The organism is Metasolibacillus meyeri, from assembly GCF_003049505.1.
GTDB lineage: Bacteria > Bacillota > Bacilli > Bacillales_A > Planococcaceae > Metasolibacillus > Metasolibacillus meyeri.
On the sequence record NZ_PYWN01000088.1, the window covers coordinates 22,444 to 44,732 of the forward strand.

General features: G+C 37.7%; 23 protein-coding genes. 19 read left to right on the top strand and 4 right to left on the bottom strand.

Annotated features, from left to right (window positions below):
- Positions 1–62: 62 nt before the first annotated feature.
- From C9J34_RS13410 to C9J34_RS13420, 3 genes are read left to right on the top strand one after another with little or no spacing between them, the layout of a single operon-like run.
- Complete coding sequence (locus C9J34_RS13410) at positions 63–533, top strand: DinB family protein (RefSeq protein ID WP_107840596.1); 471 nt, start codon at positions 63–65, stop codon at positions 531–533.
- A gap of 19 nt (positions 534–552) precedes the next feature.
- Complete coding sequence (locus tag C9J34_RS13415) at positions 553–1,059, top strand: methylated-DNA--[protein]-cysteine S-methyltransferase (protein WP_107840598.1); 507 nt, start codon at positions 553–555, stop codon at positions 1,057–1,059.
- Positions 1,060–1,104: 45 nt separating this feature from the next.
- Positions 1,105–1,677 (top strand): soluble NSF attachment family protein, encoded by a 573-nt coding sequence (locus tag C9J34_RS13420; protein ID WP_107840600.1) that lies wholly within the window; start codon positions 1,105–1,107, stop codon positions 1,675–1,677.
- A gap of 257 nt (positions 1,678–1,934) precedes the next feature.
- On the opposite strand, the gene C9J34_RS13425 is transcribed toward C9J34_RS13420, so the two are convergent.
- The gene (locus C9J34_RS13425) at positions 1,935–2,702 is read right to left on the bottom strand and encodes a TSUP family transporter (RefSeq protein WP_107840602.1); all 768 of its coding nucleotides are present in this window, start codon (positions 2,700–2,702) and stop codon (positions 1,935–1,937) included.
- Positions 2,703–2,800: 98 nt separating this feature from the next.
- On the opposite strand from C9J34_RS13425, the gene C9J34_RS13430 reads away from it, so the two are divergent.
- A complete protein-coding gene (locus tag C9J34_RS13430; protein ID WP_107840604.1) occupies positions 2,801–3,487 on the top strand; it encodes a YjjG family noncanonical pyrimidine nucleotidase in 687 nt (228 codons plus the stop codon).
- 383 nt (positions 3,488–3,870) lie between these two features.
- On the opposite strand, the gene C9J34_RS13435 is transcribed toward C9J34_RS13430, so the two are convergent.
- From C9J34_RS13435 to C9J34_RS13445, 3 genes are all read right to left on the bottom strand, one after another.
- A complete protein-coding gene (locus C9J34_RS13435; protein WP_238600657.1) occupies positions 3,871–4,551 on the bottom strand; it encodes an ABC transporter permease in 681 nt (226 codons plus the stop codon).
- A complete protein-coding gene (locus tag C9J34_RS13440; RefSeq protein WP_107840606.1) occupies positions 4,548–5,396 on the bottom strand; it encodes an ABC transporter ATP-binding protein in 849 nt (282 codons plus the stop codon). The genes C9J34_RS13435 and C9J34_RS13440 overlap by 4 nt, the downstream gene beginning before the upstream one ends.
- Positions 5,397–5,543: 147 nt before the next feature.
- Positions 5,544–6,485 (bottom strand): LytTR family transcriptional regulator DNA-binding domain-containing protein, encoded by a 942-nt coding sequence (locus C9J34_RS13445; RefSeq protein ID WP_107840608.1) that lies wholly within the window; start codon positions 6,483–6,485, stop codon positions 5,544–5,546.
- A 268-nt stretch (positions 6,486–6,753) separates the two neighbouring features.
- On the opposite strand from C9J34_RS13445, the gene C9J34_RS13450 reads away from it, so the two are divergent.
- From C9J34_RS13450 to C9J34_RS13520, 15 genes are all read left to right on the top strand, one after another.
- Positions 6,754–7,917, top strand: coding sequence for an MFS transporter (locus C9J34_RS13450; RefSeq protein WP_107840609.1), 1,164 nt, complete (start codon positions 6,754–6,756; stop codon positions 7,915–7,917).
- 245 nt (positions 7,918–8,162) lie between these two features.
- Positions 8,163–8,477 carry a PadR family transcriptional regulator gene (locus C9J34_RS13455; protein ID WP_107840611.1) on the top strand — a complete coding sequence of 105 codons (315 nt, stop codon included), beginning with the start codon at positions 8,163–8,165 and terminating at the stop codon, positions 8,475–8,477.
- A gap of 2 nt (positions 8,478–8,479) precedes the next feature.
- Positions 8,480–9,520, top strand: coding sequence for a DUF4097 family beta strand repeat-containing protein (locus tag C9J34_RS13460; protein ID WP_107840613.1), 1,041 nt, complete (start codon positions 8,480–8,482; stop codon positions 9,518–9,520).
- A 79-nt stretch (positions 9,521–9,599) separates the two neighbouring features.
- Positions 9,600–10,247, top strand: a complete 648-nt coding sequence (locus C9J34_RS13465; RefSeq protein WP_107840615.1) for a nuclease-related domain-containing protein — start codon at positions 9,600–9,602, stop codon at positions 10,245–10,247.
- Between the two features lie 204 nt (positions 10,248–10,451).
- Positions 10,452–11,027 carry an SCO family protein gene (locus C9J34_RS13470; protein WP_238600658.1) on the top strand — a complete coding sequence of 192 codons (576 nt, stop codon included), beginning with the start codon at positions 10,452–10,454 and terminating at the stop codon, positions 11,025–11,027.
- Positions 11,028–11,031: 4 nt separating this feature from the next.
- Entirely contained in the window at positions 11,032–11,355 is a 324-nt protein-coding gene (locus tag C9J34_RS13475) for a hypothetical protein (RefSeq protein ID WP_107840617.1), read from the top strand.
- A 117-nt stretch (positions 11,356–11,472) separates the two neighbouring features.
- The gene (locus tag C9J34_RS13480; RefSeq protein WP_107840619.1) at positions 11,473–12,309 is read left to right on the top strand and encodes a putative RNA methyltransferase; all 837 of its coding nucleotides are present in this window, start codon (positions 11,473–11,475) and stop codon (positions 12,307–12,309) included.
- 3 nt (positions 12,310–12,312) lie between these two features.
- A complete protein-coding gene (locus tag C9J34_RS13485; protein WP_107840621.1) occupies positions 12,313–13,194 on the top strand; it encodes an NAD-dependent epimerase/dehydratase family protein in 882 nt (293 codons plus the stop codon).
- 61 nt (positions 13,195–13,255) lie between these two features.
- A complete protein-coding gene (locus tag C9J34_RS13490; RefSeq protein ID WP_107840622.1) occupies positions 13,256–13,846 on the top strand; it encodes a lysophospholipid acyltransferase family protein in 591 nt (196 codons plus the stop codon).
- Between the two features lie 16 nt (positions 13,847–13,862).
- Complete coding sequence (locus C9J34_RS13495; protein WP_107840624.1) at positions 13,863–14,333, top strand: low molecular weight protein-tyrosine-phosphatase; 471 nt, start codon at positions 13,863–13,865, stop codon at positions 14,331–14,333.
- 101 nt (positions 14,334–14,434) lie between these two features.
- Positions 14,435–15,292, top strand: a complete 858-nt coding sequence (ypfJ, locus tag C9J34_RS13500) for a KPN_02809 family neutral zinc metallopeptidase (RefSeq protein WP_107840626.1) — start codon at positions 14,435–14,437, stop codon at positions 15,290–15,292.
- 87 nt (positions 15,293–15,379) lie between these two features.
- Complete coding sequence (locus C9J34_RS13505) at positions 15,380–16,099, top strand: YebC/PmpR family DNA-binding transcriptional regulator (RefSeq protein WP_107840628.1); 720 nt, start codon at positions 15,380–15,382, stop codon at positions 16,097–16,099.
- Positions 16,100–16,341: 242 nt separating this feature from the next.
- On the top strand, positions 16,342–18,096 hold the full coding sequence (locus C9J34_RS13510) for a methyl-accepting chemotaxis protein (protein WP_107840630.1): 1,755 nt from the start codon (positions 16,342–16,344) through the stop codon (positions 18,094–18,096).
- A gap of 357 nt (positions 18,097–18,453) precedes the next feature.
- On the top strand, positions 18,454–20,196 hold the full coding sequence (locus C9J34_RS13515; protein ID WP_107840631.1) for a methyl-accepting chemotaxis protein: 1,743 nt from the start codon (positions 18,454–18,456) through the stop codon (positions 20,194–20,196).
- Positions 20,197–20,463: 267 nt separating this feature from the next.
- A complete protein-coding gene (locus tag C9J34_RS13520; RefSeq protein WP_107840643.1) occupies positions 20,464–22,113 on the top strand; it encodes a M3 family oligoendopeptidase in 1,650 nt (549 codons plus the stop codon).
- Positions 22,114–22,289 lie beyond the last annotated feature (176 nt).

The following is a 22,289-nucleotide window of genomic DNA, read 5'->3' on the forward strand; positions in this document are numbered from 1 at the left end:
ATGTTTTTTTGATTATGCTGTAAATAAAGTGAAACTTTCGGTATATTAGGAAGGGGATTTTTATGTATCGCACAGTAGCGGATTTCTCAAAAGATTGGCATATGTCTTCAAAAGGCACTTTAAATGTATTGAAGGCAATTCCAGATGAAAAAATGGGTCAGTCAATTGTGGAAGGGCATAATACATTGGGATGGTTAGCTTGGCATTTAGTTGGAGTAGCTGGAGCATTTGGTCAATTTGCTGGCTTACAAATACCTGCACCTGGGCCAGAGATGGCTATGCCTAACAATATGGCAGACATTATAGAATCATATGAAATGGTAATTGAAGCATATAAAAAAGAAATTGTGGGATTATCTGATGAACAATTGGCGGAGGAGGTACCTGCATTTGGAGGTTCCATGCCACGTGGTGCGTTATTTAGAGTATTAATTGATCACCAAACACATCACCGAGGACAAATGACCGTGTTATTACGGCAAGCAGGTTTAACAGTGCCGCCAGTAATGGGACCAACTGCCGAAATGAGCTAACAATAGGGGAGATATTCTAATGCCACAACAAATCTATTGGACAAATTTCTGTTATGGAGACATACAATTTGTTATCGCAGCAATGGAGCAAGGTTTATGCTACACAGGCTCTTTGTATGAAAATGAGGAGGAGCTACTTACATGGGCAGACAAGCGTTATAAAGGTAGCGAAGTAAAGGAAGATGCTGAGAAGTTAATGCTCTATACGCAGCAATTTACTGAATATTTTCAAGGGCAACGACAACAATTTGATTTTGCAATACATTATAAAGGTACTCCTTTTCAAGAAAGTGTATGGCGAGAATTGCAGCAAATTCCTTATGGAGAAGTATGTACATATTCTGATATAGCTTCTCGTATAGGCAATCCAAAGGCAGTAAGAGCTGTAGGAGGCGCGATTGGAGCGAATCCAGTAATTATCGTTGTGCCCTGCCATAGAGTGATTGGAAAAGACGGTACTTTAACAGGCTTTAGTGCAGGTATAGAGCTAAAGAAGGCATTATTAGCAGTTGAAGGACAACGATGATGAATCACAATTGTAGCGTGATGGAAAGCTAAGGAGAGGGTTTTCGTGCTAATAAATGACTTTGAACAAAGATTTCAAGAAGTTAGACAGTTAATTTTTATTGATGAGAATGATTTTTTGCGTGAGAAATGTTCTGATACAGATAAGCTTTATGCGGCCCTTCGCCTAGGTGATTCTCTTCTATTACAGCCAACGACAGAAGGTAATTTAAAGTATAGAACATATCGTAAAATAAGTTATTTAAATAAACTAGTAGGGTGTTTTGCAACGTCGTTATATTACATAAAGGAAGCGCTAGATTATTTTGAGCCAGAAGGCGGAGAAGAGTACATATTAACATTAATTCATTATGGAGAAATCATAAAACATACAAAAGCGTATGAAAAAGCAATAGATGTGTTTGAAAAAACATTAACTTATTGCAATGAGCATAATTTACAGCAGTATGAAGATAGCATCTGGCAATTTAAAGGAAAGTGTTATTTAGAACAGGGTGATGTAATGAATGCTGAACGTTGCTTTTATAGAGCATATACAATTCGCAAAAAGCGCAATGATAAAGTGATGCTTGTCCCATCTGAAAAAGCATTGAGATATATCGGTAAAATTAAGCGTTAGAAAAGGCAGTCTAGAGGCGTGTTCGTACACTTCTAGGCTGCTATTTTAACTTCTTTCTGTACCGAAAGCGAAGCGGCAACCCGCTGAGAAAGAGAAACTCATTCTAAGAACGCTACGACACGCGTGCAACGATTGTGTGACCAACATCATGTTACAGCGGATGTCGCAAATTTTGAAGAGAGAGCCTGCGTGATGCAGGTCAGTTATATGAGCAAGCTCGAAAAATCTGAACGAGAGTTAGCTTGAGTGTAATTGATCTATTTGAAAAAATCATAAGCGTTTTTAGCTAGCAATAGAATTGTTACGACGATAAATAAAATACGCACATAGCTGCTTCCACGTTTTATCGCATATTTGGAACCACATATGGCACCTGCAACTTGTGCCGCCCCCATAATAAGACCGTATGTATAATTTACTTGTCCAAGTGACATAAACATAAACAATCCACCAATATTACTACCGAAGTTTAAGAATTTTGCATTGCCTGCTGCTTTCAAAAAATCAAAGCCAACAATTAGGAAGGCGAAAATTAAAAATGAGCCAGTCCCAGGACCTAAAAAGCCATCGTAAAAACCGATGATAAAAAGCATAAATAAAAAAATGAAAAGCTTTTTAGGAGATAAGCTTTTATATGTAGAAAGCTGCCCCCAATCCTTTTTGAAAATTGTATAAATAGCTACGGCTGCTAACATCACAAGCATCAAGGGTTTTAAAATTTCTGGATTGATTAAATGGACGGTCCATGCGCCAAGCATTGAGCCGAAAAATGATAGAGGAAACCATTTATAAACAGACTTCATATCAAGCTTTCCAGAACGATAAAAGGTAATCGTGCTCGTCATAGAGCCTAATGAGCCTGCGAGCTTATTTGTTGCTATGGCAGAAGCAGGGCTAAGTCCTGTGAACAACAATGCTGGTATTGTAATAAGACCGCCGCCACCAACAACCGAGTCAACAAAAGCGGCTAAAAAACCAAAGAAAATTAAAATAATAATGAGTGAAATATCTAAATCGAATGGCATTGTCCAACCTTCTTTCTACTTTACAATTGAATCGTACCTGAAAATAGCTAATCATCACAACAATATTTTGCTATAGTAAAAGAGAGAGGTGAGGGCATATGAAAAAATATCAGCATTTATTATTTGATTTAGATGATACATTACTAGATTTTGGAGCAGCTGAGGATGTAGCACTCCACCGTTTATTTGAGGAGAAAAAAATCCCTTTAACGGAAGATATAGAGGCGAACTATCGTCAAATTAATAGCAACTTATGGACTAGATTTGAGAATGGTGAGATTACACGCGATGAAGTCCTTGCAACGCGCTTTGCTAAATTGTTTGCAGCATATGGTCAAGAAGTTGATGGTGTACAATTTGATGAGAAATATCGCAATTATTTAACGGAAAGCAAAGTATTTGTGAAGGGCGCGTGGGAGCTCATAAACAAGCTGGCACTACAATTCGATTTATATTTAGTGACAAATGGTGTATCCACAACTCAATATAAACGTTTACAAGTAACAGGACTAGCACCATTTTTTAAAAATGTATTTGTATCTGAGGATACAGGCTATCAGAAGCCAATGAAAGGCTATTTTGATTATGTATTTGAGCGCATCCCGAATTTCCATACAAAGAAGGCATTAATTATTGGAGATTCCTTCCACGCAGATATCGTAGGTGGCATTGAAGCGGGCATCGATACATGCTGGCTCAATCCAAATGGGAAGCAGTCAGTAGATAATTACAAACCTACCTATGAAATAGTGGGGTTACAGCAATTAGAGAAAATTTTATTATAAGAGGCTATTATTAGATAGAAAGGTCGATTTATACTCAAATTTTGGGTATAAATCGACCTTTTTAATTTAATTCTATCATATAGGATAATGCGAAATAATGGTGCATTTTGCATTTTCTTTGTGGTGCGCTGTTTAGTATTCGCATCTTTGTCACCGCATATGAACAACCTCTAGCGCAAATTGTCCATATGTTTGTACAGTTTGGTGTTGCGGTGGTGATTTCAATTCAAATAGCCATAAAGAAGAATAATAGGCATCTGAAATTGCAATTAGATACATGATAAATAAGAAACATTTGGTTCAATGATTCAACGAAAATTTCCCCTTGTATTTGAAAATTGGTGCCATAATTATTGTACGGCTAGATGGGTAAAAGGTTTCAATTAATCTACCATTCTTTTTTTACAAAGTATTATTGCGGCAACCCAAGCGATGACAACCCATAGTGCAATATTGATTAATGGGGCAACAATATCGCCTTGTGCTAAATCGGACAATTGTGTGCTTGGTAGCCATTGGGCGATTTTTAAAAATGGAAAACGCTCAGCTAACAGCATAACAAATGGACCAAATGGGAAAATAAACGCCACGGGTAATACAGTAAATGTTGTTTCTAATGTTGACTTAGCAAATAAGCCACAAATTGTACCTAAAGCTGTATAAAATAATATGGATAAAATCATAGCGACCATTAAGGCAATGCTTGGTATATAGTCGATAACATAGCAGCAAACAGTGATAGTGAAAGCGGATATAGCTGAAACTAACGCGCTTTTACCGATTAAAATATCTGCAAGTGAGGCAGGTGATAGCAATAAGCTACGCAGTGTGTTGCGCTCCTTTTCCTCTGCAATTAGAGCAGCTTGCACAAAGGCGGTCACCATACCGAAAGTAAAGGCGAGCGGGAACAGCAGTTGTTGAGTGCCATCTCCTCCTTCAGCTCTAGATAAAAACGTCAGAATTATTGGAACAAATACCATGACAGAAATAGCGTAATTTCTAGAAAACTCCTTAAAATCCTTCATAAAAATAGCTTGAATGCGCGCAATCGAAATATTCATCATTGTAAGTCACTCCCTGTAATTTTCATAAAAATATCGCCTAAAGTTGGTTCATTAGAAAAGATACGAGAAATTTGATTATTTGCCATCCAATCATGTAAAACTGAGGCATTTTGTGCCGCGTTTTTAATAATGTGAGATGAGCCATCTAGCAATTCCACTGTGATTGTTTGCTCACTATATTGTTCCTTTAATTGCTTCGGCGTACCAATGGCTTGAATTGAACCTTTATTTAAAAAAGCAACACGGTGGCACAATGTTTCAGCCTCTTGCATATCGTGCGTTGTTAAGAAGATAGTTGTACCTAGCTCATTTAAAGCGCGTAGTCCATTATAAATATGTGCTGTGTTGACAGGATCAAGTGCGGATGTTGGCTCATCTAAAAATAATAGTTCAGGTTTATGCAAAATGGCTCTAGCTAATAAAACGCGCTGTGTCATCCCTTTTGACAACATACTCACTTTTTTCTTTCTCTCTCCATATAAATTGACAAATTCTAGAGCTTCTTTAATCGCTGTTATAGGTACATCATATAACTTGCAGTAAAGTGCTAAATTTTCCTCAATAGATAACCGAGAATAGAGACCACTGTTATCTGTTAAAATACCGAATTTTTCCCTATTTTTACTTTTTTGCATGGCGCTAACAGGCATATTGAAAACCCGTGCTTCACCACTATCTTTAAGAAGTTGTGCTGTTAAAACTTTAATTGTTGTTGTTTTTCCCGAACCACTTGGACCTAAGAAACCAAAAATTTCTCCTTTTTCAATAGAAAATGTAACATCTGCTAAAGCGTATGATTTTTGGAATTTCTTTTTTAAGTGACGAACATCAATAATTGTTGTCATATCGTATTTCCCCTCCATATTTGTGATGTCTTAAATGTAATAGATGAAAAGGAAATGAGCATTCAATTCATGGTGAAAGGAGGGGGAAGAGGGGCGAATGGAGAAATAAAACGGCTAAATGGAGCAAATTATTTCCCCGGAAATTCGCTAAATTCCGATAAGTTCTTTTAACGAGGTAAGTTTATTTTTAGACAAAGGAACTGTTGTTTTTGTTGTTGTATGAATGGATAAGCTATAACTATTTTTCGTCCATGTAATAATTTCACGTACCTTTTGTAAATTAACAATATAAGAGCGATGGCAACGGAAGAAGCCAAGTGGTAGAAGGCGTTGTTCAAGCTCTGTTAATGTCAATGTACAAGGATATGCTTCTCCTGCAACATAGACGGAAACATTCCCCTCCACACTTTCTATATAATCAATTTCAGGTGGGTTAAACAAAATAATTTTATCATTTTTCTTCGTTGGGATTTTCTCAATCTTCATTGGAGAAAATGTTATGATGTCATTTGTTGCTGTATCTTGTCCAACAACATCCAATAAGCATAATCCTTGTGCATCGAGACGGTTTGTTTCATGACAAGAAATAAATAGATCCTCAACATTATTGGATAGCAATATAATCATTTTTTGAGACAACTTCTCAAATAGTTGTACAGTCATTTGTTTTGAAAAATCTTCCATATTTTGCAACGGCTCTTCAACTACAATGATGGAAGCAGGTGTTAAATAAAGCTTTAAATAATGAAGTAATTGACGATTGCTATTTGATAACTGAGTTGCTTTCATATTTTTAAAATCAAATAAATCAACAAGCTGTAACAATGCTTCAACCGTTTCGGATGAGTTGAATAGCTTTTTAAAAAAGGAAACATGCTCTTTTACTGTTAAGCGCTCATAAAGATTATCGTTTTTTAAATGTACATAGCTATTTGGTTGTTTCATCAGTACTTTTAATAAATATTGTATTTTTGCTTGATCTGTATAAATGCCCATTATAAATTCCGGTTGATGTGGAATTGTTAGTGGAGGGCATATAATATTGCCAGATTCAACATAAGCGGGTATATCGATTGTCGTTGTTTGCATGCAAAAACCTCACTTTTAGTATGCTAATCTTATTATATAATAGAGAAGAGCATGTTAAAATAAATAGTTAATGCTAAGAATAAAGGAAGTGCTATTAGAATGACACCGTTCGTTTAATCGACTAGCAATTAATGAAGGTAGATACATATAAAGCGTATAGCCAATATATTTGTGATAATGCTTAAAATTGTAATCATCGCGTAAAGGGTTATGAGCGACTTGTTCAATTTGTAGAGAATAATTTAGTTTAAATAAGGGAGAAGGCGTTATGAATAAAGCAATTTTTTTACTCGTATCTGTGCAATTTTTTGTATATGTAGGATTCGGGCTAATTATCCCTGTTTTACCAGAGGTTATTGTCCAGCAAGACTTTCATCCGATGCATGTTGGCGGACTGTTGACGATTTATTCACTTGCGAGCTTTTTTACAGCACCGTTATGGGGGCGCTTATCTGATAAAGTAGGAAGAAAAAAATTAATATTAGTAGGCTTGCTTGGCTTTAGTTTAAGCTTTATATTGGTTTCAATATTTATACACTCATTGCCAATGCTCTATGCTTCACGCATTGTTGGTGGTTTGTTTTCAGGAGCTTTATACACAGCCGTAACTGGTTTTATTGGTGATATTTCAAATGAGGACAACCGCAATAAATATATGGGCTTTATGGGGATGTCGATTGGTTTAGGGTTTATTTTTGGTCCTGCAATTGGTGGTTTACTTGGAGAAATCAGCATACAGATGCCTTTTACAGTGTCAGCAATCCTAATTTTTATGCTGTTCTTCTATGCGTTAGCCGTCTTGAAAGAGCCAGATACATACCGCAAAACGGAAGGGCGTGCACTTATCCCAATGGCGGCTGGTCAGCTATTTAGCTACCGTATTCGCTATTTATTTGTGTTTTCATTTTTAGTGACATTTTTATTAGCAGGTGTTGAATCGACATTTCAGCTTTTCCACATGGATGCGATTCAAATTACGCCAGCGCAAATCGGCTCACTGTTTTTATTTAGCGGCTTTGTGGACTTTTTCATTCAAGGGATGGTCGTACGCAAAGTGAAGGATGGACAAGAGCCGAAATGGTTAATGCTCGCACAAATTATTACAGCAATCGGTTTATTCATGCTACCATTCACGAATAGCTTAGTCTTTGCTGGAGCAGCACTATGCGTATTTACGGCAGGAAATGCACTTGCTCGAACGTTAAATACATCGCTTGCTTCGAAGGAATCAGGTGGTATGTATGGCACTGCAGCAGGTGTTATTTATTCGATGGATAGCTTAGGACGCATTATCGGACCGTTATTTTTCACGTGGATGCTCACGCTGGCGAGTGGTAAAACGTATTATTTATCAGCAAGCATCGCCATTGCGAGTATTGTGTTGTTATGGGTTTTTGCAAAAAGTATGAAGTCTTTAAGACAAGTAAAATAGGAAGTGTCTGGGAAGTGGTATATTAGATCACTCCCCAGACACTTTTTTGCTGGAAGCGTACGGCATTGAGAAAAATGATATCTTCTTTTAAATCGTTGAAAACACTGGCGGTAACGATTTTATTTTCGATAAAGGTGCACGAGATTTCTGAATTATTTCTATTATTTTTAAATCAGTACCTTGCATTGAACAATAGTGGATGCTATACTACTAATTAATAAATAGTAGTGGGAGGAGGAAACGCAATGAATCCACAGTTTAAAAAGGGTGTGCTGAATTTATGTGTACTCGCCTTACTTGAAACGCGCGATATGTATGGATATGAACTAGTACAGGCAATTTCAAGTAAAATCAATATTTCTGAAGGGGCTGTGTATCCATTACTACGTCGTTTAACAGCAGAAGGCTATTTTACAACGTATATGGTGGAATCGACAGAAGGACCTGCAAGAAAGTATTATCAAATTACCGAAGATGGCAAGGCGCAATTGCGCATACAAAAGATGGAATGGGAACATTTTTACCAAGCGGTAAACAGTTTAATGAATGAGGGGGAATAATAATGATGGAACAACAATTTTTAAGCAAATTAGAGCGAGCGTTAGCAAAGTTAAATGATGGTGAGCGACAAGATATATTGCGTGATTTCAAGGAATACTTTGCAAGTGGTCAGGCTGAAGGGAAATCAGTGGAAGAAATAATTACTTCATTAGGTGATGTAGATGAGCTAGCAGCAGAGCTGTTGAAAGCTTATTCAGAACAGGAATTCATTCAAACATCAAAAACTGTGAAGGAAGAAGAATTCGATCATATTAAAATTGATAGTGAACTTGCTGCTATTGAATTATTACCATCACCAACAGGGAAATTTTATACAGAATTAAAAAGCAAAGGCGAGCAATTTATAATGGATGTGGAAATTGCGAATAATACATTGACTATTGACATTCAACGAGAGGAAAGTACATTTAAATTATTTGGCTTAAAGATTAATATTAATTTCAATATAGATCATGGGGCGACAGCGTTCGTTTATGTACCAGAAAAACTTTACCAAAGCATTGTCATTAAAAATGAAATCGGTGGCTCTGTGATTGAAAAGCTACAAGCAAAGGAGATTAAATGTCATACATCTGTTGGTAAGACAAAGCTAAAAAATGTCTTAGCTAGTGAGTTAAATGTAAAGTCAAGCGTTGGGAAAGCAGAATTGCAATCAGTTCATGCTACGACAGCTACTGTGAAAAGTGAAGCTGGCAAAGTCATCATTGAAGACTCTATTGCGGAAATTTGGCATGTAAAATCAGAAGCAGGGCGTGTAGATTTAATCAATATTCAAGGTGAAATTGATGCGCGTACAGAGGCAGGCAAGATGACGATGGATGTTGAAAGCATTACAAAGCCATTAAAGCTGAAAACAAGTGTAGGGAAAATAGAGGTACTAACAGCAAAAGCGATTGATAATGCAACAATTGAGGCGAAATCAGAGCTAGGGAAAATTTCGATTTATGGTGAGCGTGGCAAGCGCCTTGTTTATGGTACAGGGGAAAATTTGATTAAGCTAAAAACAGAGCTAGGTAGCATTGTCATTGATAAAAAATTATAGTTCTAAACGCGCGTAGCCAAGCCGTTGTTAGTTTGTTACAATAACTGTATAAATGATTGTCTATGGGGTGACGTGAGGAATGGTTTGGATATTGCTAGGTGTATTTCTATTCATAGCTATAGTAATGCTTATTGTTTATAAATATGATGATTCTTTATTTAGTAAAGCGACGTCGTATTCGATTTTCGATGTACTAAGTAATAGTAGAGTTCATACATTATATAAACTGACAGCGGAATTAAAAGCGACGAAAGAAAAATATGATATTTTATTTGATGTACAGCTTCAACCAAATGAAAAGCCAGTAGATGTGTTGATTATGCACGCATCAGGCATTTATGTAGTACATGTAGAGCAGAAAAAGGGCTGGATTGCGGGACGTGAGCAAGATATTGAATGGTCACAGCTTCTACATAAGGAGCGAAAAGAGACTTTCCCAAACCCAATCCATCAAGCTCAACGTAGTGTCTATACATTGCGTGATGTATTGCCTACAGTAGATGCAGAGGCGTATAAAGCAATTGTTGTCTTTACAAATGAATGCTCCTTCCAGAAAATTGAGCTGCATTCTGATAATGTAGATGTGTTGAAGACAAATGATTTAAAGAGCTGGATTGTGCATTTACATCAACAGAAAAAAGTATTATCGCCTGAAAATATACAGGCAGCCTATGATGCATTAAAGGATAGAAAAACAACCGAGCATTTAGCGATGGAAACGACTTAAATATGAGACTGCTAGGAAAGAGTAATTAGACTCTCCTAGCAGTTTTTTGTTGTAAAAGTGTCAAAAATGTTTAGAAAATGTGTGATAAGAAAGAAGAAAGAGTGAAAAAGGGCTAGCTCACATTGACATATAGATTGGCGATGACCAATACTTATGATGACGTTAGTCAGAGTACCTACAATTGAATGGAAAGTAGTGAGTGTATTGCGAAAAAAACGATTATTTTCTTCTATATTATTTTTCTCCATTTTGTTGATCGGATGCAGCCAACAAGTGAAAGATCCACTTAATTGGGAGCTGAAAGAGTTTACATTTGCCAATCAGGAAGACCAAGAATTTGGATTAGCTGATTTAAAAGGGAAGATATGGGTAGCCGATTTTGTATTTACAAATTGTGTGACAGTTTGCCTACCAATGATGGCGAATATGACGGAGCTACAAGAAAAGTTAAAGGAAGAGAAGTTGGATGTAGAATTAGTGTCCTTTAGTGTTGATCCAGAAATAGACACACCAGAAATTTTAAAAAAATATGCGTTGAGCTACGGTGCAGATTTATCTAATTGGAACTTGCTAACAGGTTATTCACAAGAAACAATTGAGCAGTTCGCGTTAGAAAATTTTAAAACAATTGCTAAAAAGCCTTTGGATGATACGCAAGTGATACACGGCACATCTTTTTATTTGATTAATAAAGAGGGAATCATCATCAAAAATTATAATGGGCTAAATGTACCGTATGAAGAAATAATTAAAGATATAAAGCTGCTATCGAAGGAGTGAGTTCATGCAAGGAAAGAAAAGTAGACGATTGATTCTTTTTACAGTTTTAATGATTGTCATTATTTTTGCAAGTTTCATTATACCGAGAGAAACGAAACCTTCGGCAGATACTAGGGTCATTTTGGAGCATACGTTTAAAACATATATCGCTCCACAATGCTTTGAAGATGCGAATGCGACAAATTTTCTTGAAGAATCCACATTAGGAGAGGCGCAAAAACTAAGCTATGCATCTGACTCAGCCTGTACAGATGAGGCGTTAAAAAGTGAGAAAAACCCGTTTTTGATTAGCCTTCTTAAAGAAATAGGCGTGTTAGGCACGAAGTGAGTGAAGAGGGATTTAATAGAGTAATTGTGATAGCCCCATGCTCCTTAATAGGACGGGGCTATTTTTGTTGAGTGCGTTTTTCCTGTACAATAGAGAAAACGGTTGTAGGAGAGCATGATGAAACAATTATCAAAAAGAGAAGCAAGCATTTACTATGTAAAGCAGCATATGGCGTTATTTGCATGTCCACTTTGTCAGGCCAAGATGCAGTTAAATGATACGGGAACAATGAGCTGTAGTGAAAATCATTCATTTGATATGGCAAAGCAAGGCTATATGAATTTCATGACAAAGCCTGTTGCTACAATGTATAGCAAAGAATTATTTGAGGCACGGCAGGAAGTCATTGCAAGCGGTCTTTATGATCCTTTGCAACAGAAGATTGCTGAGTTATTAGTTGGTGAACAAATTATTTTAGATACAGGTTGTGGGGAGGGCTCGCATTTAGCCCGTATTTGTGCACAGATACCGAATGCGGTAGGTGTGGGCATTGATATTGCGAAAGAAGGAATTATCGCTGCGGCTAAATTTTATAGTGAGAAAATTTGGTGTGTTGGTGATTTAGCGAATAGCCCATTTCAATCAGCGAGCTTTACGACGATTTTAAATATTTTATCACCGGCCAATTATGAGGAATTTAAGCGCTTGCTTCAACCAAATGGTAAAGTAATTAAAGTTGTGCCACAGGAAGGCTATTTAAAAGAGTTACGTGTGCAAGCATTTGCGGATTCAGAGAAGGAAAACTATTCTAATATCCAAACGGTAGAACGCTTTAAAGAAAGCTTTGCACATGTGAATGTTCACCGGCTTACTTACACCATACCGCTAGCCACGGGACTTGTGTCAAAATTATTGCAAATGACACCGATGGGTTGGCATATTGAAAATAGCGAGGCAGTAGAGCTACCACAAATTACGATAGATGTAGATATTTTAATTGGGGAAGGGGAATAAACGATGGCGACAGTTTTAGTATTAGGTGGAACGCGATTTTTTGGACAGAAATTAGTAGAGCGACTATTAGCAGAGGGGTATCAAGTGACAATTGCGACACGAGGAAAGTCGGGCAATCCATTTGGCGGCAAAGTGGAGCATGTCGTGATAGACCGCACAAATGCGAGCGATTTACAATCACTGATGGAAAACCGTACATTCGATATTGTCTATGACAATATTTGTTATTCGCCAAATGAAGCGAAGGTTTTTTGTGATGTGTTTAATGGAAAAATTGGTAAGCTTGTTTTTACGTCTACATTATCAACATATGAGATTGATGGTGCTATAAAAGTAGAGGAAGACTTTGATCCGCATAATTATGCGATTCGTATGGGGGATACGGCAGATTTTACGTACGGAGAAGGAAAGCGTCAGGCAGAGGCCGTGTTTTTCAAATATGCAGAGTTTCCTGTTGTAGCGGTGCGCTTCCCAATTGTGATGGGAACGGATGATTATACAGAGCGACTGCATTTTCATGTGAAGCGTGTAGCGCAGGAGAAGCCAATTGGCTTTGTCAATATGGAGGCAGAAATGTCATTTATTCATGCGGATGAAGCAGCTCGTTTTTTATTATGGGCGGGGGAAACTGAGGTAGAGGGTCCATTTAATGCAACGGCAACGGGAGCAATTACATTGCGTACATTAATGGAGCTAGTAGAGAAGGCGACAGGCAAACGAGCAAAAATCGCTCTTTTAGGAGATGACGAAATACGTTCACCTTATGCGATTCCCGCATCATGGTATATGAAAAATGATAAAGCGACAGCGGCTGGTTTTCAGTTTTCACAGCTTGATAGCTGGCTAGAAAATTTAGTACAAGACATTGCAAAGCAGTACACATAATTGAAAGAATGCACCTTTTTGATTAAAATAAAAGTATTAAAACATAAGGTAGGGCAATGATGTGTATAAATTAGCAGCGAATATTTGTAAGGTTACGTTAAAAATAAATGGCTCAAAGGCAAAGGTATATGGCGAGGAAAATTTACCAGAGGATGGCGGCTTTGTTATTGCTTGTACGCATACAGGCTATATTGACATTATTAATCTAGGCGTATCGATTTATCCACGTGAAATTCATTTTATGGCGAAAAAGCAGTTGTTTGAAATGAAGGGTCTTGGTTGGCTCATTAATCGATTAAATGCCTTTCCTGTTGACCGTGATAATCCTGGACCAAGCGTTATTAAAATTCCACGTCAGCTTATTAAGGAAGGAAAAATCGTCGGTATTTTCCCAAGCGGTACACGCTCAACAGAAAGCAATGATTTGAAGCAAGGAGCGGTAACAATTGCACAGCTTTCAAAGACACAAATCGTACCAGCTGCCTATGTTGGACCACGTAATGTGGGGGAAGTATTTAAGCGTCAAAAAGGTTATTTAATTTATGGGAAGCCATTTACAGTGGAAAGTGGCAAGGAAGCACGCGATGAAGCAACAAAGTTTTTAGAGCAGGAATTGCTACGTTTAACGGAAGAGCTACACGCAAAAATATAGGGTGGTGTTGAGCGAGATGCGTATACTATTTGTATGCTTGGGCAATATTTGTAGATCTCCTATGGCTGAAGCTGTTATGCGCGATTTAATAGAAAAGCGCGGCTTAAGTGAGAAAATTACAGTGGATTCAGCAGGCACGAGTAGCTGGCATGTTGGTGAGCCACCACATAAAGGAACACAGGCGAAGCTAACGGAATATGGCATTGTCACAACTGGTATGCAATGTCGTCAGTTAACAAGCAGTGATTTTACAGAATTTGATTATATTGTTGGGATGGATACAAGCAATGTAGATAACATTCGCGAAATGCTTAGACAGCCGGATGATACAAAAATTTTCCGTTTTCTAGATTTAACAGCGCATCAGAAAGATGTACCGGATCCATGGTATACAGGCGATTTCCAAGAAACGTATGACCTTTGTTTAGAAGGCTGCGAGGCTCTGCTGGAGAAGGTTTTAGAGGATGAAAAAGCGCGTTCACGATAAGATTCGTGAGCGCGTTTTTTCTACCTTACTTTTATTAAAAAAGAGTATCTTACTTGTAAAACGGGTACGAATATATGTAAAGAAATATTGGAGGGACATCTATGGATGTGAAAGGCAGACGTAAAAGCAGCAATGTAGAAGATCGTCGCGGCATGAGTGCTGGAAAAGTCGGTGGTGGCTTAGGTGGTATTGGAATTATTATTGTCATTATTTATACATTGCTGAGCGGAGGGGATGCAGGTGATGTACTCAATACGGTGACGAAAAGTATTACGCAAAACGGGCAAACGACAGAGGTATATACACCAAGTCGTGAAGAGGAAGAGCTGGCTGAATTTGTGTCGGTCGTACTGGCAGATACGGAAGATATTTGGACGCAAATTTTTAAAGACAACGGTATGACATATCAAAATCCAACACTTGTACTCTTTACTGAAAGTGTTAGCTCAGGCTGTGGCTTGCAAAGTGCAGCTGTTGGACCGTTTTACTGTCCAGCAGATTATAAGCTATACATTGACTTAAGCTTTTATGGAGAATTGAAAGATCGCTTTAAAGCACCTGGTGATTTTGCGATGGCTTATGTTGTCGCACACGAGGTAGGGCATCACGTACAAACATTGTTAGGCACTTCGCAAAAGGTGCATGCATTAAATGGTAAAGTATCGCAAGCAGAGTATAACGAGCAGGTGAAGCGCTTTGAATTGCAAGCCGATTATTTAGCAGGTGTTTGGGCACATTACGTGCAAAGCAAAGGCTATTTAGAAGAAGGCGACTTTGAGGAGGCATTAACGGCTGCACATGCGATTGGTGATGATACATTGCAGATGGAGGCACGTGGCTATGTTGTGCCAGAAAGCTTCACACATGGGACGAGCGAGCAGCGCATGCGATGGTTTACAAAGGGCTATAAGAGCGGCACATTGCAAGAAGGCGATACATTTAATTTACAAGATTTATAATTTAATTTTTGAAGTTTTTTATGTATAATAGTTAAGTTAAAACATTATTTCATTGAATTTATATATAATTGAAAGAGAGTGAACTCGATGGGGCGTAAATGGAATAACATTAAAGATAAAAAAGCGGGGAAAGACGCAGCAAATAGCCGTATTTATGCGAAATTCGGTCGTGAAATTTATGTAGCAGCAAAATCTGGTGAGCCAAATCCAGAATCAAATCGTGCATTAAAAACGGTTTTAGAGCGTGCAAAAACATATTCTGTGCCAAAGCATATTATTGAAAAAGCAATTGAAAAAGCAAAAGGCGGCGGAGATGAGCAATTTGATGAGCTGCGCTATGAAGGCTTTGGGGTAGGCGGTACAATGGTTATCGTTGATGCTTTAACAAACAATGTTAACCGTACTGCTTCTGAGGTGCGCGCAGCATTCGGCAAAAACGGTGGGAATATGGGTGTTAGCGGTTCTGCTGCACATATGTTCCAAAGCACAGCAGTGTTTGGCGTTGAAGGTAAAACAGAGGATGAGGTACTAGAAATTCTAATGGAAGCGGACTTAGATGCGCGTGATATTATGGACGAAGAAGGTACAATTATCGTTTATACAGAACCAGATCAATTCCATACAACGCAAGAAGCATTTAAAGCAGCTGGTATTGAGGAATTTACAGTAGCTGAGTTAACAATGCTACCAATGACAGAGGTAGAGTTAACAGGCGATGATTTAGTAAAATTTGAAAAAATGATTGATGCGCTAGAAGATTTAGAAGATGTTCAGCGTGTATATCATAATGCAGATTTAGGAGAATAGGTCGAGCTTCAGTTACATTCTTAGTAGCGTGCTAGTTGAAACTTGCTTGTCCTTACCATATTAATTCGTAGTATTAATTAATAATACATTTTAAAGGGGCTGTAAAATGAAAAAATTTACAGTCTCTTTTTTTATATGGCAAAATTGTGAAAAAACAAGCTTAAAGATTTTAACTATTGTGAATTTTGTCGAAGTAAGTCACAATATTTATAACGATTGGAAATCGAGAAAGGAGACTACTTATGCGACGAAAAGATAGATTAGCGAGCCGTATTGTAGCCATTACAATTGCAGTTTTTATAGTATTAATAGCAGCTAATGTTTTCATGACCGTTTATAGTACGGAAAAGTCCGTAAAAGCAACATTAGCAGAGCATAGTGTAACAGTAGCACAAAATATAGCTGAATATATGGATATTGAAGGCTATAAGCAGCTAGTAAATTCACCAGAAGAGAGTACATTATACTGGGAATTACGTGAACAATTAAATGAGCTACGTGAGAAAAATGGCGTTATGTATGCTTATACTTTTGCCCCACCTACAAATGGTAAAGAAGGAAAGGCAGTTTTTTTAGTTGATGGTATGCCAGCAGATGACCATGAAAATGCAGCTGCTATCGGTGATGAATCAAGCGCTACCTCAAATGCCCATCTTGTACAAGCATTAGAAGATGACTACTACTATACAGATATTATTGAAAGTGAGTACGGGCAGTTTATTTCAGGAACAATTCCGGTAAAGGATGCAAGTGGAGAGGCAGTTTTTTATTTAGGGATTGATATGGATGCAGACTATGTTGATATCATTAGTAGTTTAATCGCTAAGGAAGTTATCCCTATGATTATTATTATCTTTAGTGTAATTGCAATTTTAGGTTTAGCTATACTTTATTATTATATTAATAAATCTTTGCGCCCTTTAACATCGTTGAAGGAGTCAGCAACCTATTTAGCGGAAGGCGATATTAAAGGTGCCAATGAGGCAGTATCTAACATCGATATGACGAATGGCAATGAAATTTCCAGATTCGCAAAAGACTTTACAAATGCACTCCAACAGCTTTCAGCAACATTTGAAACAATTCATGCAAAAACAAATAACCTAGAGCAGGCTGTTGAAGATATTAATTTGACAGCGCACCATGTAAGTGATTCGAATAATACCATTGCTGCAAGTGTAACGCAAATTGCAGAAGGTAGTGGCAAACAACAAGTTAGCAATGATGAGGTCATGCAAGCGATGAGTGAAATGACAATTGGTATTCAAAGATTAGCTGATTCAACAAGCGATATTGCCGAATCTTCGAACGATATGACAGAGTTAGTGGAAAAGAGTGCGTCAAACTCTAAACATGTTGTTCAGCAAATTCAAAACGTAGAAGCTTCAGTTATTAGAACATCTGAGCAAGTACGTGAAATGGGTGAACGATTCCATTCTATCGAAGAAATGGTTACTGTCATTACAAGCATTGCAGACCAAACCAATTTATTAGCATTAAACGCTGCGATTGAAGCGGCAAGAGCAGGTGAAGCAGGTAAAGGCTTTGCTGTAGTAGCTGATGAGGTGCGTAAGCTAGCAGAAATGTCGCGCACTTCAGCAGACGATATTCGCAACCATTTACAAAGCTTCTTAGAAATTGCGGAACGTGCATTAAGTGAAATGGCTGTAAGTACAGAGGATGTAAAAGAGGGTAGCTTAGCAGTAACAGCAATTGGTGAAAATCTAGAAAGCATTTTACAATCTGTTATACGAGTTAATAATAATATTCAAGAAAACTCAGCAGTTATCGAGCAAATGTCAGCGAGCTCCGAGGAAATATTAGCATCCGCTGAAGACATGAGCCAATTGGCAATAAACACAACAACTCAAACACAGGAAGTAGCAAAATCGATAGATATTCAAGTAGATATGGTTGAGAAGCTCAATGAAGTAGTCGAAAAGCTCGATGCTACGTCAAAAGACGTTGTGAATGAGATTGAGAAGTTTAAATTGTAAGAGAGAGCTTTGAAAACAAGGGGCATGTCCGAAAAGGTATCAACTTTTCAGGCATGCCTCTGTTTTTGAGTAAATTTACTTGTCTTACGGGCGAAACTGAGCATTGGTTGGGCGAATTTTTTTGTCCACTGGGTAAATTGGTACTTTTGAACTGGTTAATAAAGAGATTCATGTTGTAAGATGAGGCACTTTTTTTTAGATAGTAAATACTTGCTGCTAAAAGCGCCTACTTTTAAGGCGTTTTTTTTATGAATTTCGCTGATTTTCACTTATCATTAGGCTTTCTTCCCTACTGTGCCTATTTATGTAATAATATTAGTTATATATTTTTAGATTAAAGATGGGGGGATGATGACAATGACACGTTTTCTAAAATCTATACAGGGTAAATTGCTTGTGTTTTCATTTTTAATATTTTTTATACCCAGTCTCATCATTAGTGTTGTTAGTTATATGACAGCAAAGCAAGGGATGGATGAGCTAGGAGAAACGGTAATTAAAAATAGCGTAGAAACGGCTTTGCAATTAATTGAATCGACAAATTATGAAGTAGAGCAAGGGATGCTAACGCTTGAAGAAGCAAAAGAGCGTATCAAAACGCAACTGATTGGCGCAATGGGTGCAGAGGGCAAGCGTTCACTAAAATACCCTGCAAATTTAGGGGAAAACGGCTATATTTATATTTTAGGTCATGATGGAACATTGCTTGGACATCCTACACGTGAAGGGGATAATTTATGGGAAAGTCAGGATAGTTCTGGAAGTTATTTTATTCGAGAAGTGAAAGAGCATGCATTAGCTGGTGGGGGTTTTACATATTATGATTTTGAGCTGCCAGGGCAAACTGCTGTAGCACCAAAATTAATTTACTCAAAGCTAGATCCTCATTGGGACTGGATTGTTGCATCAGGTACATACATGCAAGATTTTAATTCACCTGTAAATGACTTAGTTAAAGTCATTCTAGCAACGCTTATTGTTTCTGCTGTAGTAGGAGGGATTGTGTCGATTGTATTTTCACGCTATTTAGCAATTCCGCTAATACGTTTATCTAAGCGAGTGAGCCAAGTAGCAGATGGAAATTTAACAGTAACGATTGATCAACTTAATCGACAAGATGAAATCGGTACTTTGAATGAAGGTTTTAATAATATGGTGATTCAATTACAGGCACTTATCTCAAATATAGAGAAAACAATCACTGAAATTCAAACGACTTCTAGCAATTTATCGGCTGTTGCAGAGGAAACGACGGCTGTAGGCGAGACAATTGTGAAAGCGGTTGCGGAAGTGGCGAGCGGTGCGACGCAGCAAGCTTTAAACACGGAACAGACGAATCGATCAACAGCTGAATTTGCTACTCAAATTGACGTATTACATGTAAAAAATGACATGATGCTAACAGCGTCTGTACAAATGTTTGATTCCAATGAACAAGGAATGGCAAATTTACAGCATTTACAGCAAAGCTCTGAAGAATCGAACAAGCTTATGATACAAGTGCAAACGGTATTTAATAATTTAATGCAGAAAATGACTGAGATTGAAGGGATTGTAGGTACAATTAATGAAATTTCTGATCAAACGAATTTATTAGCCTTGAATGCATCGATTGAAGCGGCACGTGCAGGTGAGCATGGAAAAGGTTTTGCAATTGTAGCGGAAGAAGTACGTAAATTAGCTGATCAAACGCAACAGGCAACAGGAGCAGTAAAAGAGACGCTGCGTGGAATTGGAGAAGAAACAAATTTAGTAACAAATGAAATGGCGAAAGCGACAATAATTGTGCAAAAGCAACGTGACTCTGTTGTGACAACGCAAGGCTCGTTCGAGGCAATCGAAAAGTCTGTTGAACACATTACGGCTACTATTCATGATATGTCGAGTAGCGTGAATAAGTTGAACACGTCTAAAAATGAGATGCTCATTTCAATGGAAGATATTGCGAATATTAGTGAGAAAAATGCAGCTGTGACAGAGGAGGTTACGGCATCTGTAGAGGAGCAACAACATACAATCGAACTTGTTACAAATTCTGCAAACGAGTTAATGAATGAGATTCATAGCTTACAAGAAGCAATTCGTAAATTTAATGTATAGGTGTCAGGCACACAAATAATTCTGACAATTGACTATAATTCTACTAAATGTCCTTCAGAATAGTTGCAAAATAATGAATAGTAGTAAATAATTAAAAGCGAATTGAATGATTTTGATTGGGCAAATGCTAGAAAGGAACGGCATGCTAGGAAATCAACATAAGACCTTTAGCTAAAGGCGTCATTGATTCAAACACAATTTAAAGGTGGGGACATCGTGGGAGTAACATTTAAAGATTATGAGTATAAGCGTCCAAATTTAGATGAAATGAAAGTAGCAGTACGTGCATTGATTGAGGATTTCAAAAATGCACAAAATGTAGAGGAACAAAGCGCAGTTATTGAAAAAATTAATGCGTACCGTAATAATTTCTCGACGCAAGCGAATTTAGTTTATATTCGCGCATCCATCGATACAAATGATGCTTTTTATCAAGCAGAGCGTGATTATTTAGATGAAGTAAGTCCACAGGCAGAAGAAATTGTATTCGAATATTATCAAGAGCTTGTGAAATCACCATTCCGTGCACAGCTTGAAGAAAAATGGGGAACACAGCTTTTTGCATTAGCAGAAAATCAAATTAAAGGCTTCTCACCAGAAGTGATTGAATTAATGCAGCAGGAAAATAAGCTTGTTTCAGAATATAATAAGCTTGTAGCATCTGCACAAATCGACTTTGATGGTAAAACATTAACGCTTGCACAGTTAGCGCCGTATGGTGAATCATTGGATCGCAATGTGCGTAAAGCGGCACGCGAAGCAAACTTTAGCTTCTATGCACAGCATGGTGAGAAATTTGATGAAATTTATGATAAATTAGTGAAGCTACGTCATGAAATTGCGACGAAATTAGGCTATAAAAACTATGTAGAGCTAGGCTATATTAATATGAATCGTGTTGATTACAATGCAGAGATGGTAGAGAAGTTCCGCAATCAAGTGCGTGATTTTATCGTACCAGTCGCAACAGAGCTATATAAGCGTCAAGCGAAGCGCATTGGTGTAGAAGATTTTAAATACTATGATGAAGGCTTGAATTTCTTAACAGGTAATGCGAAACCACAGGGCTCTCCAGAATGGATTATCGATAATGGTAAGAAAATGTATGAGGAGCTATCAAAGGAAACAGGCGAGTTCTTCAATTTTATGATTGACCATGAGTTGATGGATTTAGTAGCGAAAACGGGGAAAGAAAGTGGCGGTTATTGTACATTTATTGATGACTATAACTCACCGTTTATTTTCTCAAACTTCAATGGAACATCAGGTGACATCGATGTATTAACACATGAGGCAGGTCACGCATTCCAAGTGTACTCTAGCCGCAACATCGGTATTCCAGAATATTTATGGCCAACATATGAGTCAGCAGAAATTCATTCAATGAGTATGGAGTTTTTCACATGGCCATGGATGGAGCTCTTCTTTAAAGAGCAAACAGACAAATATAAATTTACGCATTTAAGTGGTGCATTATTATTCTTACCATATGGTGTTGCGGTTGATGAATTCCAACATGTTATTTATGAAAATCCAGAAATGACACCTGCTGAACGCAAGGCAGCATGGAAGAATATCGAGGCGAAATACTTGCCGAACCGTGATTTTGATGGTAATGCTTATTTAGAGGCGGGCGGCTTCTGGCAACGTCAAGGGCATATTTATGCAAGCCCATTCTATTATATCGATTACACATTAGCCCAAATATGTGCATTCCAATTTTGGAAGCGTTCACGCGAGGACTTCGATGGCGCATGGAAGGACTATGTGCATTTATGCGGCTTAGGTGGCTCACAATCCTTTACAAATCTAGTGAATGAAGCCGGCCTTATTTCACCGTTTGAGAGTGGCTGTGTGGAATCGGTAATTGGTACAATTAAAGATTACTTAAATTCAATTGATGATACAAAACTATAATTGTAAATAGGCTGTCGGAAAAGTTGGCTAATATGTCACTTTTCCGGCAGCCATTGTTATTTAAATCCAATCAACTTTGCAGCAATGCTCTGCTTTTAAGTTTGGTTGAGCGAATTTCAATGTTTAACTTGATTCAGCAAATCTTCTCCTGTCGCGAAAGTGTAACGTCAGCGACA